This window comes from Kitasatospora sp. NPDC023120, from assembly GCF_055560835.1.
Window position 1 is genome coordinate 68,592 of the sequence record NZ_JBVHHY010000004.1, and the last position, 15,411, is coordinate 84,002.

The following is a 15,411-nucleotide window of genomic DNA, read 5'->3' on the forward strand; positions in this document are numbered from 1 at the left end:
GGAGCGCGTCAGCTGACCCGAAGACCCACGGCCAGTGTCAGCTCAAGGACCCGGTGGGGCGACGCCAGATCCGGAAACAGCTCCCGCAGCTGCGACATCCGGTATCGGACTGTCTGGGGATGGACGAACAACGCCGCCGCCACCTCCTCCCGCCTGCCCTGGTGCAGCAGCCACGCCCGGAGCGTCTCCTCCAGCCGCTGTGCCGTCGCGTCGGGCAAGGTCCGCAACGGTGCGAGGGCTCGGGCACGCAGGTCTGCGAACGCGTCCGCGTCGGCGCTCAGCACCAGCTCGGGCAGGTGGTCCTCGGTGTCGCGGATGTCAGCGGAGAGGGAACGCGCGCGTACGGCTCGTGCGTACGAGGCGGACGCACGAGTCCACGGCCGGGCCGGGCCGACGACGGCGGTGCGGTCGGTCAGCTGCCGCAGGAGACGCGACCGGTCGGCATCGGGGACGAGCAGCACACCGGTGGCGTCCGGCAGATCGTCGAGGACCAGGGTGCTCGGGTCGAGCGCGCGGTAGGCAGGCCGGGCCTGGACCGCGGGCAGCAGGACCACGGTCAGCGAAACCGGAGGCTGCCATCCGGCCCGTTGAGCAGAGGCCATCAGCACGTCCGGGTTCGCGCCGGCGAGGAGGTCGCGGGCCAGGTGTTCCAGATGGCGCTCGTGGGCCCTGCCCCGGGCGGCCAGTTCGTCGGCGTGGCCCGCGGCGCTCGCGGCGGAGAGCTCGTCGATGTAGGCGAAGGTCAGCTCGGCGAACTTGGCGACCTCGGCGGCGGGCAGACCTGCGGGTACGGCACCCGCCGCCAGGCATCGCCAGGCCACGCGGGCGCCGACACGGTAGGCGCTGAGCAGGGCGTCCATCGAACGGCCGTCGCGCACCTCGCCGCGACCCAGCTCGTAGGCCGCGTCACCGGCGTCGCCGCTTGTGTCGTTCCCGCTCGCCAGGTCCAGGTAGTTCCCCAGAGCAGTGCGGACGGCCCGGCGGATGGTGCCGCCCATGGGGCCCGAAAGGGCATTGGCGTAGGGAGGGACCTCGTCGATGATCGCCTGGACGACCTCGTCGGCGGTGGTCGTCAGCGCGGCCCGAAGTGCCGTGACCGTCGTCTCATCCAGGGCCAATTCGCCGGCCCTCCGGATTGCATGGCTCACGTTTTTGTTTCCTGCGAACAAATCGGCCGATCAGTTTCACGTCCTACGGTCAGGACTTTACGCCCCGAGGCGCCGCAAGCTGGAGTCATGACGCGTGCAACACTCCGCAGCAGGGCGTGGAAACTGCTGGAGATGGTCACAACGCCGCTGCTGCCCTCGGACTACCTCGACCTGGTCAGCCCGCTGCGTACCGGCGCCGACCTGCGGGGGCGCATCGAGGCCGTGCACCCCGAGACGGGCGACGCCGCGACCATCGTGATCAGGCCGGGACGGGGCTGGCGCGGCCACACGGCCGGTCAGTACCTGCGGATCGGGGTCGATGTCGACGGGAGGCGCCTGTGGCGTGCCTACTCGATCACCTCGCCGACAGACCGCCGGGACGGCCGTGTCACGATCACCGTGAAGGCCATCCCGGACGGCAAGGTCAGCAACCACCTGGTCCGCAGGGCGACACCGGGCACGCTTGTCCAGCTCGACCAGGCGTCCGGTGACTTCGTACTGCCGCGGGCCAAGCCCGCCAAGGTGCTCTACCTGACGGCCGGCAGCGGCATCACGCCCGTGATGGGCATGCTGCGCGACACCGAGTTCGACGACGTGGTCATGGTCCACCTCGCGCCACAGCCGCAGGACGTGCTCTTCCGCACCGAACTGCACGGCCTGGTCGCGGACGGGAAACTGCGCCTCATCGAGGTGCACACCGACACGGACGGCAGGCTCGACATCGCCCGTCTCGACGGACTCGTGCCCGACTGGGCCGAGCGCGAGACCTGGGCCTGCGGTCCCGCGGGCCTGCTCGACGCCGCAGAGAAGCACTGGAACGAGCACGGCGTCCACGAGCGCCTGCACACCGAGCGCTTCCGCCCGAGCACCGTCGTTGCCGGCGACGGCGGCGAGGTCACGTTCAGCGCCACCGGCAGGACCGTCGACGCGGACGGCGCCACGCCGTTGCTGGCCGTCGGCGAGGAGGCCGGCGTGCTCATGCCCTCCGGGTGCCGCATGGGCATCTGCTTCGGCTGCGTCACGCCGCTCAAGGCGGGCGCCGTCCGCGACCTGCGAACCGGCGAGATCACCGAGGCCGAGCCGGGCGTCCTCATCCAGACCTGCGTGTCCGCCGCGGCGGGCCCCTGCGACATCGAACGGTAGAAGCACTTTGACCGCCATCGACCCCACCGCCCACCTGACCGCGGAGCAGATCGAGGAGCTCGGCCGCGAGCTGGACGCGATCCGCGACGAGGTGATCGCCGGCCGTGGCGAGAAGGACGCCGCCTACATCCGGACGGTCATCTCGGCGCAGCGCAAGATCGAGCTGGTCAGCAGGGGCGTGCTGCTGTTCTCGATCTTCCCGCCCGCGTGGCTGCTCGGCACCGCCGGTCTGTCCGTGGCGAAGATCATGGACAACATGGAGATCGGCCACAACGTCCTGCACGGCCAGTGGGACTGGATGCGGGACCCGAAGATCCACTCCACCACCTGGGAGTGGGACCACGTCGCGCCGTCCGATCAGTGGAAGCACTCGCACAACGAGCTGCACCACACGTACACCAACGTGATCGGCAAGGACAACGACCTCGGCTACGGCATCATGCGCGTCGACGAGGACCAGAAGTGGCACCCGTTCCACCTCGGCCAGCCGCTGTGGAACTTCGTCAACGCCTGCTTCTTCGAGTACGGCATCGCCGCGTACGACCTGGAGCTCGGCAAGAACCTGCGCAAGCGCCGCCGCAAGGACCCGGAGTTCCGGGCGCGGGCCAGAGCCGTGGGCCGCAAGATCCGCAAGCAGGTGCTCAAGGACTACGTGATCCACCCGCTGCTGTCGGGCCCGTCCTTCCTCACCACGCTCGCCGCCACCTTCACCGCGAACCTGGTCCGCAACATCTGGACCCACTCGGTGATCATGTGCGGGCACTTCCCCGAGGGCGTGCAGGTCTTCGAGCGCCAGTCGATCGAGGGCGAGACGCGCGGCCAGTGGTACCTGCGCCAGATGATGGGGTCGGCGAACATCAGTGGCAGCAGGGCCATGCACTTCATGACCGGCAACCTGTCGCACCAGATCGAGCACCACCTGTTCCCCGACCTGCCGAGCAACCGCTACGCCGAGGTCGCGGTGAAGGTGCGCGCGCTGTTCGAGAAGTACGAGCTGGAGTACGTCACCGGGCCGCTGCCGAAGCAGGTGTTCTCCGCGTGGCGCAAGGTCTTCCGGCTCTCGCTGCCGAACAGGAAACCGAGGGCCGGAACGCCGGAGCGCGAGCAGGAGCTCGTCGCGGCCTGATCACCGGTACCGGTTCAGGTCCCGGCCGTACCGGCGGCACCGTCGGGCCGGCACCGTCCCGCTCGGCCGGCCGGTCGCGGGCACGGCGGGAACCGACCGTCACTCCTCGGCCTTCATGTCCACGGGAGGGCTTCTCCCGTACGCAGGTGCTCGCTCAGCCACAGCGCGGTGTTGCTGACGTGCATCAACGCAGCGGCCTGGCTGAGGGAGGCGTCGCGGATCGACAGCGCCCGGAAGATCGCCTCGTGCTCGGCGATGGTCCGGCCCGAGGCCTGTTCGTCGACCAAGCCGCGCCAGGTGCGGGCGCGCAGCGTACGCCCGGAGATGCCCTCCAGGACCGTGACCAGGGTCTCGTTGCCCGTGGCCGCGATGACGGCGCGGTGGAACGCGGCGTCATGGGCGTTGAGCCGCTCCACGTCGTCACGGGCGTCGCGCATGGCTGCCAGGTGCCGTTCCACCTCGGCCAGCTGCTCGTCGGAGATCCGGGTGGCGGCCAGCGCCGTGGCGACCGGTTCCAGGAGCCGCCGTACCTCGATGAGGTCCTGCACCGCGGCGGAATCGCCCTGCAGCAGCTCCACCGCGCCGCCGAGCCCTTCCAGGAGCAGGCTCGGCTGCAGGCTGGTCACGTACGTGCCGTCGCCCCGCCGGACTTCCAGGACCCGGGCGACGGCCAATGCCTTCACGGCCTCCCGGGCCAGGTTGCGGGAGAGACCGAGCTGGGCGGCCAGCTCCGGCTCCGGCGGGAGCTTCGAACCCGGTGGCAGCGCTCCGCTGCGGATCAGCTCGCGGATCTGCGCGATGGCCTTGTCCGTCAGAGACACCGCGCGCTCCTTCCGGGCCTGTTCACGACAGGCACGTCCGACCTGATGAGTTCCCGGGCGCGGAGAGCGTCCCAGCGAGCCTCGGGGATGTGCTGGCGATGGAGTTCCACGTTCCGTCCGACCTGTTCCGCAGTCCGCATGCCGAGGGTGACGTTGATGATACTGGGACGGCTGTAGGACCTGGGCGTCAGAGACGGGTCGTCCAGACCGGGCCGTCGGGGTAGGCGTACTCCTTGAGCGAGCCCGGGTGCATCTGTGCGCTCAGCCCGGGCAGGGTCGGCGCGAGATAGCGGCCGTCGGAGATGCGGACGGGGTCGACGAAGTGCTCGTGCAGGTGGTCGACGTACTCGATGACCCGGTCCTCGGTGGTGCCGGAGACGGCCACGTAGTCGAACATCGACAGGTGCTGGACCATCTCGCACAGCCCCACACCCCCGGCGTGCGGGCAGACCGGCACCCCGAACTTCGCGGCCAGCAGGAGGACCGCGAGGTTCTCGTTGACGCCGCCGACCCGGGCGGAGTCGATCTGCACGATGTCCACCGCTCCGGCCTGCAGCAGCTGCTTGAAGACGACCCGGTTGGCGACGTGCTCGCCGGTGGCGACCTTGATGGGGCCGAGAGCCTCGCGGACGGCGGCGTGGCCGAGGATGTCGTCGGGGGAGGTGGGCTCCTCGATCCAGTACGGGTCGTAGGGGGCGAGGGCGCGCATCCAGTCGATCGCGGGTGCCACGTCCCATCTCTGGTTGGCGTCGACGGCGATGCGGACGTCCGGGCCGACCGCCGCCCGGGCGGCACGCATGCGCCGTACGTCGTCCTCCAGGTCCGCGCCGACCTTCAGCTTGATCTGGGTGAAGCCGTCAGCGACGGCCTCCTGGGCGAGGCGGCCCAGTTTCTCGTCGGAGTAGCCGAGCCAGCCGGGGGTGGTGGTGTAGGCGGGGTAGCCGCTCTCCAGCAGGCGGGCGATGCGCTCCTGACGGCCGGGCTCGGCGCGGCGGAGGATCCCGAGCGCCTCCTCGGGGGTGAGGGCGTCGCTGATCCACCGGAAGTCGACCTGGGCGACCAGGTCCTCGGGGGACATCGCGGCGAGGAAGCGCCAGACGGGCTGGCCGACGCGCTTGGCGGCGAGGTCCCAGGCGGCGTTGACGACGGCTCCGGTGGCCATGTGGATGGCACCCTTCTCCGGTCCGAGCCACCGCAGTTGGGGGTCATGGACGAGAGTGCGGGCGAACCTTCCGAGGTCGGCGCAGACCTCCTCGACGGACAGGCCGACCACGTACGGGGCGAGGGCCGCGATGGCGGCGGCCTGGACGTCGTTGCCGCGTCCGGTGGTGAAGGCGAGGGCGTGGCCTTCCAGTCTGTCGCCGTCGTCGGTGCGCAGCACCACGTAGGCGGCGGAGTAGTCGGGCTCGGGGTTCATCGCGTCCGAGCCGTCCAGATGCTCGGAGGTGGGGAAGCGGACGTCCAGGACGTCCAGGGAGGTGATCCGGGAGGACGGGGGCATGACGGCGACTCCTGGGAGGGTCGGGGGGTTTGCCCCGGTCGACGGGGCATGTACGTGACGGCGGGCGGGCGGGCGGGCGGGCGGCCGACGACGGCCGCCCGGGTCACTCCTGGACCTTGCCGCCGGTGATGCGGGAGATGGCGAGGGCGACCAGGATGATCAGGCCGTTGAGGGCGCCGATCCACTGGGCGGGGACGCCCGCCAGCGTGAGCACGTTCTGGATCATGAAGAGCAGCAGGATGCCGCAGAACGCGCCGAACATGGTGCCCTTGCCGCCGTTGAGGCTGATCCCGCCGATGACGGCGGCGGCGAAGACGGTGAAGATGTAGCCGTTGCCCTGGGCGGAGGCGACCGAGGCCAGGCGTCCGGACAGCATCAGCCCGGCCAGGGCGGCGAGTGTGCTGCCGCTGACGATCACGGTCCACAGCACCCGGTCGGTACGGATGCCGGCTGCCTTCGAAGCGTCGACGTTGCCGCCGATCGCGTAGAGGGAGCGGCCGAAGCTGGTCCAGCCGAGAACCACGATCGCGATCGCGAACAGGGCCAGACAGGTCCAGATGGAGGCGGGCATCCCGAACCACTCGGCGGTGCCGAGGTAGAGCATCGACTCCGGCAGCTGGAAGAAGGTCTGCCCGCCGGAGACGCCGGTGAGGATGCCGCGCAGGACGATGAGCATGCCGAGGGTGACGATGAAGCCGTTGAGGCCGAAGCGGATGATCAGCAGCGAGTTGATCACGCCGACGAGTACGCCGACGGCCACGGTGACGGGAACCGCCCAGGCGCCGGGAAGCAGGCCGAGCCCGTGTCCCGCGCCGGCCGGGACGACCAGCCAGGCCGCGACACCGGGTGCGAGGCCCATGGTCGACTCCAGGGACAGGTCCATCTTCTTGACGATGAGGATCATCGTCTGGGCGAGGACCAGCAGGGCCATCTCGGACATGGTCTGCAGGACGTTGATGAGGTTGTCGGCCTGCAGGAAGACGGGGTTGACGATCTGGCCGACGATCGCGATGACGACGATCGCGGGGACGAGGGCGAGGTCGCGCAGCCGGGCCAGGGGTACCCGGCCGCCGAGCAGCGCGGTGCGCGGGGGCCTGGGTTCCACGGCCTCGGCGGCCGCGTCCGCGTGGACGGTTTCAGGCATCGAGGTCCACTCCTTCCATCGCGGCCACGAGCTCGTGGTCATGCCAGCCGCGGGCCATCTCTGAGGTCACCCGGCCCTGGAACATCACCAGGACCCGGTCGCACATACGAAGGTCGTCGAGTTCGTCGGAGGCGATGAGCACTCCTGTGCCGGTCTGCGCCGTCTCCTCGACCTTGCCGAGGAGGAACTCCTTGGAGCGCACGTCCACCCCCGCGGTCGGATTGATCAGCACCAGCAGGCGGGGGTCGTCCGCCAGCGCCCGGGCCATGACGACCTTCTGCTGATTGCCGCCCGAGAGCGCGGAGACGGGCAGCTCGGGGCCGGGCGTCTTGATCGCGAGCTTCTCGATCATGTCGCCGGCGAGCCGGTCCCGCCGTTGACGGCTGAGGAATCCGTTCCGGCCGAGCCTGTGCGGCACGGACAGCGTGGCGTTGTCGGCGATCGACATGTCGGGCACGAATCCCTGGTGGTGCCGATCCTGCGGGACGAACCCGGCACCCGCGGCGAGCGCGGCGGGAACGCTGCCGGGCCGCGGCCGCCGCCCGGCGATCGCCACCGCTCCCGCCTGGGCCGCCCGCAGCCCCACCACGGTCTCGGCGACCTCGGTACGACCGCTGCCGGCGGCACCCGCGAGTCCGACGATCTCCCCGGCGCCCACCTCGAAGGTGACATCACCGTAGGCACCGCCACTGCCCAGCGCCCGGACGGACAGGGCCGGCACACCGGTGCGGTCGAGGCTGCTCGACCGCACCGGCGGCCGGTCGCCGGCCGCCTCGCCGGTCATCGCGGCGACCAGCTCGGTGCGGGGGAGTTCCGCGACCGGCGCGGTCACGACGTGCCGGGCGTCGCGGAACACCGTCACCATGTCGCAGATGTCGTAGACCTCCTGGAGGTGATGACTGATGAACAGGAAGGTCACGCCCTGGCGCTGCAAGTCGCGGATCCGGTCGAAGAGACGGGTGATGGCCGCGCCGTCGAGCTGGGCGGTCGGCTCGTCCAGGATGATGAACCGGGCGCCGAACGACAGTGCCCGGGCGATCTCCACGAACTGCCGCTGTTCCACGTTCAGATCGCCGGCCGAGGTCTGCGGGTCGACGTCCACCGACCAGGCCGACAGCAGTTCCTTCGCCCGCCGGCGCACTCCCCGCCAGCTGATGAGCCGGCCACGCCCGTGGTCGTGGCGGTTGAGGAAGAGGTTCTCGGCGACGGTCAGGGTGGGGATGATGGTGGACTTCTGGTAGACGCAGGCCACGCGCTGTCGCCAGGCGTCGCGATCCGCCGGCCGTGGCGCGGGGCTGCCGCCGAAGGAGACCGTTCCCTCGTCGGGGGCCTGCAGGCCGGTGAGGACCGACACGAGCGTCGACTTGCCGGCCCCGTTGCGGCCGACTAGCGCGTGGGTCTCGCCGGCCCTGATGGTGATCCGGGCGCCGTCGAGGGCCACCGTCGGACCGAATCGCTTGACTATGCCCGTCGCCTCGACGACGGGCGGGCCCGCCTGGGACCGTCCGTCGTCCGCCGGGGCGGGCGCGGGGCTGACTGCTCGCTCCCCGTCGCTCATCACAACCGCCTTGTACTCGTTAGCCGTTGGGTACCTGATCGGGAACGTCAGCCGTGGTTGTTGCCCCACAGGGAGGGGTCGTCGCTCTTGACGCTGGGAACACCGCCGTAGCTGGCGCCGTCGAGGGTGACCAGGGGAGCGGAGAGCTGGTCCTCGAGCAGACCCGGCCGGACCTGGATGATGGTGCTGTCGTGGTCGGTCGTGCCGGGCTGGAAGGTCTTCCCGTCGATGGCGGCCTTCAGGTAGAACAGCGCGTACTTGGCGTACAGGTCGGCCGGCTGGGAGACGGTGGCGTCGATCCTGCCCGCCGCGATCGACTTGAGCTCCTCGGGGATGCCGTCGTTGGACACGACGAAGACGTGCTTCTCGTCCGACGGGTCGACCAGCAGGCCCTTCTGCTTGAGGACCTGGAGGGTGCCGGCCAGGGCGAAGCTGGACTCCATGTAGACCCCCTTGATGTCGGGGTCCGCGGTCAGGTCGGTCTGGAGCTTCTGTGCGGCGACCGCGCCGTCCCAGTTGGTGGCCTCGCCGAACACCTTGATGCCGGGGTAGTTCTTCTTCATGCAGCCGTTGAACGCCTCGGTGCGGTCCCGGCCGTTGACGGAGTCCAGACCGCCCTCCAGCATGACGACCTTGCCCTGCCCCTTCAGCTTCGTGCCGAGGAACTGGCAGGCCTTCTCGCCGTAGGCACGGTTGTCGGCCCGCACCACCATGAACACCTTGCCGCTGTCGGGGCGGGTGTCGATGGTGACGACGGGGATCTTCTTCGCCTCCAGCTGCGCCAGCGTCGGCGCGACGGCGGCGGTGTCCTGCGGCGCCATGGCGATTCCCTTCACACCCTGGCTGATGAAGGTCTGTGCGTTGGCGGTCAGCTTGGCGACGTCGTTCTGCGAGTTCGTCGTCTTCAGTGACAGGCCCAGCTGTCCGGCGTATCCGGGCGTGTACTTGATGTACGAGTTCCAGAAGTCGGTGTCGGAGCGCGGGTAGTCGACACCGACCAGTGGCGCGTCGCCCGAGGCGGCTTCGGTGCCCGAGCCGCCGCTGCAGGCGCTGAGCAGTGCCAGGGCGGACAGCGCCGAGGCGGTGGAGCGGAGTGCGGTCATGAGTCTCATCGGTACTTCCTCGCGCCGGTCCCGTGAGCGGGAGAGAGTTGTGCCGGGCGGCGGCCGCTGCGTGTCCGCCGCATCAGAGAGATGGGATGTATGTATAGGGGCGGCGACGGGGTGGTGTCCAGGTATCGAGCCAAATCGCAAGAATCTTGGCCCAGTTCGACGGATGCGGCGTGACCGGCCAGGAAGAAAAATCCCATCAATCGCTGCACGCCCGTTGACATCAGGGCGTTACATGGACGAACTTCGTGCGTAACCTCCCGGCGCCCCAGGGGTGTGCGCGTCGTACGTTCCCGCGTCGTCCGTTCCCCCGGTCCGGCCCGTTCTCTCCGTCCCCCCAGTCCAGGGATGTCCTCATGGCGAGCTCACTGAACCGACGTCAGTTCCTGTCCGCGGCCGCAGGTGTGGCTGCGGCCGCCATCGCGGGCGGCGGCCTCGCGGCCGGCGTCGCACAGGCGGCACCGAGCCCCTACACCCCTGACTGGAGCTCGGTCGACCAGCACCCGGCGGCTCCGGAGTGGTTCCAGGACGCGAAGTTCGGGATCTACTTCCACTGGGGGGTCTTCAGCGTTCCCGCGTACCAGAGCGAGTGGTACCCGCGGAACATGTACAAGGCCGGCAGCCCGGCCAACCAGCACCACATCGCGACCTACGGCCGGCCGGCGGACTGGCCGTACCACAACTTCATCAACGGGGCGAAGGACCTCGCGGGCAACACCGTGCAGTTCGCGCCGAAGCTGAAGTCGGCGGGCGGGAACTTCGACCCCGACGAGTGGGCGCAGCTGTTCGTCGACGCCGGCGCCAAGTACGCCGGACCGGTCGCCGAGCACCACGACGGCTTCTCCATGTGGGACAGCCAGGTCAACGAGTGGAATTCGGTCGCCAAGGGCCCCAAGCTGAACCTGCTGCAGCTGTTCGCCACGGCGATCCGCGCCAAGAACCTCAAGCTGCTGGTGGCCATGCACCACGCGTTCAACTTCAACGGCTACTACGAGAGCGCCCCCGCGCAGTCGGACCCGAGCCTCAAGAAGCTCTACGGGCAGCTGGACAGGTCGCAGGAGAACCAGCTCTGGTACGACAAGCTGAAGGAGGTGATCGACCGCGCCCAGCCGGACATCCTCTGGCAGGACTTCGACCTGACCCGGGTCGACGAGACGCGGCGCCTCGACTTCCTGTCCTACTACTACAACCAGGCCGACTCCTGGGGCCGCGAGGTCGTCGCCACGTACAAGGACGGCTTCGACAACAAGGGCGAGATCTTCGACTACGAGCGCGGCGGCCCGGCGGACCTCACCACCCCGTACTGGCTGACCGACGACAGCATCTCCAGCAGCAGCTGGTGCTACACGCAGGGCATCGGCTACTACAGCATCCAGCAGATGCTGCACTCGTTCATCGACCGGGTCAGCAAGAACGGCAACGTCCTGCTGAACATCGCGCCGATGGCCGACGGCACCATCCCCCAGGCGCAGAAGGACGTCCTGCTCGGCATCGGCGACCACCTGAAGCGCTTCGGCGAGTCGATCTACTCGACCCGAGCCTGGACGGTCTACGGCGAGGGCCCGACGAAGATGGGCGGTGGCTCCTTCACCAACCCGACGGCCGGCACTCCCCAGGACATCCGCTTCACCCGCAACAAGGCCGGCAACGTCCTGTACGCCACCGTCCTGGGCTGGCCCGGCAGTTCACTCACGATCAAGACCCTCGGCTTGGACCGGATCAACCTCTCGTCGCTGACCTCGGTGAAGCTGCTCGGCTCCACCGCCGGAACCACCGTCGACCTGCCCGCACCGGTGCAGAGCTCCGCCGGCCTCACGGTCACCCTGCCCTCCTCCGCGCCGTACGGCGCCAACGCGTACGTCCTGAAGCTCTCCTTCTCGGGCACCATCCCGGTCGTGCTGCCGCCGGCCGGCGCCGTCGCCTTCAAGGACGTCAACTACACCGGCGCCTCCGCGGCGTTGAACGTGGGCGAGTACACCGCGGCCGACCTGACCGCGGCCGGTGTGGGGGCGGCGACCATCTCCTCCCTCCGTACGTCCCCCGGCTTCCAGGTGATCGGCTACTCGGCGGACAACTTCACCGGTACCGCCTGGACCTTCACCGCCGACACCCCCGACCTCAGGGCCACCGGCAACAACGACCGGATCACCTCGCTGAAGGTCCAGTTCGACCCGTCGACGTACTTCCGGCTCACCAACGTCACCGACGGCCTCGCCCTGGACGGCGGCGGCAAGGTCGACTCCGGGTCCAACCTCAAGCAGTGGACCTGGGACGGCAGCAGCAACCTCCAGTGGCAGGCCGTCGACGTGGGCGGCGGCTACTACAAGCTGGTCAACCGCACCAACGGCATGGTCGTCGACGGCTGGGGCGCCACCGCCGACGGCTCCGCCGCCCGCCAGGCCCCCTGGAACGGCGGCACCAACCAACAGTGGAAGATCATCCCTCGCGGCGGGAACGGGTACTCGATCGCCAACCGCACCAGCGGCCTGGTCCTCGACGGCGGCGGCAGCGTCGCATCCGGCTCCGTCACCAAGCAGTGGAGCTACAACAGCAGTTCCAACCTGCTGTGGACCTTCACGGCGCTGTAGACACCCGCCACCGCCGGAACCGGGGCCGCAGCAGCGGCAAGCTGCTCGACGTGTCCGGCGCGTCGACCTCGGCAGGCGCCCAGCGAGCGTGACGGGGGAGTGCGCCGCCTCCGTCAGGAAAGTCGCTGCAGCCATCTTGACGTGCCCGGGTGGGCGGGTATTGACTCCGCTCACATTCAAGATCTCATCTGCCTCCCCACAAGGAGGACTTACTTCGGCCCTGGATTGTTAGCGCTAACATTTTTGCGGAGCCGCATGTCGCCCTCGCCGACCCGATGGACGGCGACGACCTTCGCGCACGGCCGGTCGAGGGTGTACCCCTCCGCCGGCGCCCTCGCACCTGCCCGGAGAAGCACCCGTACGGGGCTTCCGAAGTCCGACGGGCGAAGGCGAGGCCTCGGCGCCGGCCAATCCCCTCTCCTGGCGCGCCGTCAGGTGGCGCACGTGTCAACGGCGACCAGACGGTGTGACAGCTCCAGCCCTACAGATAGGACATCTCGATGCGTAGACCATGTTCCGACCGCAGGCCTCTGTCCGTCGTGCTCACCGCCGTCGTCGCGGCCGTGGTGGCGTTGGCGTCGATGCTCGTCGCAGCCCCGGCTCAGGCGGCCACGAGCGGCGCCTTGCGTGGTGTGGGTTCCGGCCGGTGTCTCGATGTACCGAATGCCAGCCAGAGCGACGGAACGTTCCTGCAGATCTGGGACTGCTCAGGCGGGACCAATCAGCAGTGGACGTTGACGTCCGGCAACCAGCTGACGGTGTACGGCAACAAGTGCCTGGATGTTCCGGGCCACGCCACCACGGCCGGCACCCGGGTGGAGATCTGGACCTGCAGCGGCGGGACGAACCAGCAGTGGCGGGTGAACGCCGACGGCACTGTGGTCGGGGTGGAGTCCGGACTGTGCCTGGACGTCAGTGGCGGCGGTACGGCCAACGGGACGGCGGTGCAGCTCTGGAACTGCAGCGGTACCAGTAACCAGAAGTGGACCGGCCTGTCGGGGACGGGCGCCACGTGTGCTCTTCCGTCGACGTACCGGTGGACCTCGACCGGTTCGCTGGCGGAGCCGGTGAATGGAGGGGCCGCGCTGAAGGACTTCACCGACGTGGTCTACAACGGCAAGCACCTGGTCTACGCGACCTACTCCGACGGAACGTCGTGGAAGTCGATGGGATTCGCTCCCTTCGCGAACTGGTCGGACATGGCCTCGGCCACCCAGACCGTCATGTCCTCGTCCGCGGTGGCGCCCCAGCTGTTCTACTTCGCGCCCAAGAACACCTGGGTGCTGGCTTCACTGGGGTGGGGTACCGCCTGGCCCTTCACCTACCGCACGTCCAGCGACCCCACCAACCCCAACGGCTGGTCGGCGCCGCAGGCGCTGTTCACCGGCAGCCTCCCCACCGGCGGCCCGATCGACCCGACCCTGATCGCCGACGACCAGAACATGTACCTGTTCTTCGCCGGTGACAACGGCAGCATCTACCGCGCGAGCATGCCGATCGGGAACTTCCCCGGCAACTTCGGCTCCTCGTATACCACGGTCATGAGCGACACGGTGCAGAACCTGTTCGAGGCGCCCCAGGTCTACAAGGTCCAGGGCCAGAACCAGTACCTCATGATCGTCGAGGCCCGGGACGCGAACGAGCACCGCTACTTCCGCTCGTTCACCGCCACCAGCCTGAGCGGCTCCTGGACCGCGCAGGCCGCCACCGCGAGCAACCCCTTCGCCGGCAAGGCCAACAGCGGTGCCACCTGGACCAACGACATCAGCCACGGTGACCTGGTCCGCAACAACCCCGACCAGACCATGACCGTCGACCCCTGCAACCTGCAGCTCCTCTACCAGGGCAGGAACCCCTCCTCGGACGGCACTCCCTACATCCAACTGCCGTACCGGCCGGGCGTGCTCACCCTGCAGCGCTGACCCTCCCGGTCCACCCGGGAGCCGACACCCCACGCCTTGAGGGACCCCGGCCGCGCGGCGGCCGGGGTCCCTCGTCCTGTTACGCGTCCGGTTCCTGGGCATCCGGTGCCGGACCCTGCCCTGTCGCCGAGCGGCGATGACCGGGGTCAGCAGCCGCCGCGGGCTGCGCGGACGGCGCGGGGCCGGTACTGCCGCGCAGGGAGACCGGCGGGGTCAGCAGGATGTTGCGGAGGGGGGCGGTGGGGTCGGCCATGCGTTCGAGCAGTAGGTCCATGGCCCTGGTGCCGATGTCCTGCGCCGGTACGTCCGCGGCGGTGAGCGGGGGGCGGAACTCCTCGGCCCAGGTCCGGCCGACGACGCCGGTGATGGAGAAGTCCCTCGGTACCGTGCGGCCGGCCTCCTCCAGGCCCCGCTGGAAGCCGGGCAGCGCGGCTTCGTTGATCGTCGCGACCGCGGTGATGTCGGGGTGGTCGCGCAGGAGCCGGGTGGCGCATTCCAGTCCGGCGGCCGCGTCGTCCCCGCACTCCAGGTCGATGCCCTGGATGCCGCGCAGCGTGACGGCCGCGGTGAAGCCGTCGCGAGCCCGGTGGCCCGGTCCGTAGCCGGCTGCCATGAGTTCGACGGAACGGTTGATCAGCGCGATCCGGGTGTGGCCCAGATCCGCGAGGTGGTGGACGCACTGGTTGATCACGGTGGTGTAGTCGACGTCGATCCAGCACATCTCGTGGGCGCGGGCCGTGTGTCCGATCCCGACGAACGGCAGCCCGGCCTGCTGAAGTCTGCGGACCCGGGAGTCCTCCAGGCGGATCTCCATGAGGATCACCCCGTCGACGCGCCCTCCGGACAGGAGGCGCTCGAACGACCGGTCGTGGTCGCCCCCGGAGGGGGAGAGCAGGACGTCCAGGTCGGCGCGGGCCGCCGCCTCGACCACGCTGGCCACGAAACCCAGCTGCATGTGGGTCAGGCGTCGGCTGGCCGGCGGGATCACCAGGCCGATGGTCCGGGTCCGGCCCTCCTTCAGCGCGCGGGCGGCGGCGTTGGGCCGGTAGCCGAGCTCGTCGATGACGTCCTGGATGCGCTTGCGGGTGGCGTCCGAGACCGGGCGCTTGCCGCTGAGCGCGTAGGAGACGGTGCTCCGCGAGACGCCCGCCCGGCTGGCGATCTCCCCGATGTTCATCGCTGTCCTCATCGAGATGGGTGGCCTGGTGTCGGTGGCGGCGTACACGCGTGTCGCCGTAGTCGAACCGATTCGTTAGAAGGTAGTGCGCTTCCCCCTCTGTCCGCAACCCACATGGCAGGGCCACGGGCAGCCGGCCCGAGTTCCGGTTGTCAGGGCTGAGGTGACGAAGTT

At 69.5% G+C, this 15,411-nt stretch carries 11 protein-coding genes; 4 read left to right on the top strand and 7 right to left on the bottom strand.

Going from position 1 to position 15,411, the window contains the following annotated elements; genetic code table 11:
* Nucleotides 1-8: 8 nt before the first annotated feature.
* Nucleotides 9-1,148, bottom strand: a complete 1,140-nt coding sequence (locus ACZ3TI_RS07245) for a PucR family transcriptional regulator (protein WP_465724897.1) — start codon at nt 1,146-1,148, stop codon at nt 9-11.
* A gap of 87 nt (nt 1,149-1,235) precedes the next feature.
* Here ACZ3TI_RS07245 and ACZ3TI_RS07250 point away from each other — a divergent pair, with 87 nt between their 5' ends.
* Together ACZ3TI_RS07250 and ACZ3TI_RS07255 are read left to right on the top strand one after the other, a co-directional pair.
* Nucleotides 1,236-2,291 (top strand): ferredoxin reductase, encoded by a 1,056-nt coding sequence (locus ACZ3TI_RS07250; RefSeq protein WP_465724337.1) that lies wholly within the window; start codon nt 1,236-1,238, stop codon nt 2,289-2,291.
* 7 nt (nt 2,292-2,298) lie between these two features.
* The gene (locus ACZ3TI_RS07255) at nt 2,299-3,417 is read left to right on the top strand and encodes a fatty acid desaturase family protein (RefSeq protein ID WP_465724339.1); all 1,119 of its coding nucleotides are present in this window, start codon (nt 2,299-2,301) and stop codon (nt 3,415-3,417) included.
* Nucleotides 3,418-3,530: 113 nt separating this feature from the next.
* On the opposite strand, the gene ACZ3TI_RS07260 is transcribed toward ACZ3TI_RS07255, so the two are convergent.
* From ACZ3TI_RS07260 to ACZ3TI_RS07280, 5 genes are all read right to left on the bottom strand, one after another.
* Nucleotides 3,531-4,238, bottom strand: a complete 708-nt coding sequence (locus ACZ3TI_RS07260) for a FadR/GntR family transcriptional regulator (RefSeq protein WP_465724341.1) — start codon at nt 4,236-4,238, stop codon at nt 3,531-3,533.
* A 187-nt stretch (nt 4,239-4,425) separates the two neighbouring features.
* Nucleotides 4,426-5,739, bottom strand: coding sequence for an enolase C-terminal domain-like protein (locus ACZ3TI_RS07265; protein ID WP_465724343.1), 1,314 nt, complete (start codon nt 5,737-5,739; stop codon nt 4,426-4,428).
* Between the two features lie 103 nt (nt 5,740-5,842).
* Complete coding sequence (locus ACZ3TI_RS07270) at nt 5,843-6,883, bottom strand: ABC transporter permease (RefSeq protein WP_465724345.1); 1,041 nt, start codon at nt 6,881-6,883, stop codon at nt 5,843-5,845.
* A complete protein-coding gene (locus ACZ3TI_RS07275; protein ID WP_465724347.1) occupies nt 6,876-8,441 on the bottom strand; it encodes a sugar ABC transporter ATP-binding protein in 1,566 nt (521 codons plus the stop codon). The genes ACZ3TI_RS07270 and ACZ3TI_RS07275 overlap by 8 nt, the downstream gene beginning before the upstream one ends.
* A 47-nt stretch (nt 8,442-8,488) precedes the next feature.
* A complete protein-coding gene (locus tag ACZ3TI_RS07280) occupies nt 8,489-9,553 on the bottom strand; it encodes a sugar ABC transporter substrate-binding protein (protein ID WP_465724349.1) in 1,065 nt (354 codons plus the stop codon).
* Between the two features lie 353 nt (nt 9,554-9,906).
* Between ACZ3TI_RS07280 and ACZ3TI_RS07285 the strand changes: the two genes are divergently transcribed.
* A complete protein-coding gene (locus tag ACZ3TI_RS07285; RefSeq protein ID WP_465724351.1) occupies nt 9,907-12,138 on the top strand; it encodes an alpha-L-fucosidase in 2,232 nt (743 codons plus the stop codon).
* A gap of 500 nt (nt 12,139-12,638) precedes the next feature.
* Nucleotides 12,639-14,060, top strand: coding sequence for a non-reducing end alpha-L-arabinofuranosidase family hydrolase (locus ACZ3TI_RS07290; RefSeq protein ID WP_465724353.1), 1,422 nt, complete (start codon nt 12,639-12,641; stop codon nt 14,058-14,060).
* A 79-nt stretch (nt 14,061-14,139) separates the two neighbouring features.
* Here the strand turns inward: ACZ3TI_RS07290 and ACZ3TI_RS07295 are convergent, their stop codons facing one another.
* On the bottom strand, nt 14,140-15,237 hold the full coding sequence (locus tag ACZ3TI_RS07295) for a LacI family DNA-binding transcriptional regulator (protein ID WP_465724355.1): 1,098 nt from the start codon (nt 15,235-15,237) through the stop codon (nt 14,140-14,142).
* Between the last annotated feature and the right edge of the window lie 174 nt (nt 15,238-15,411).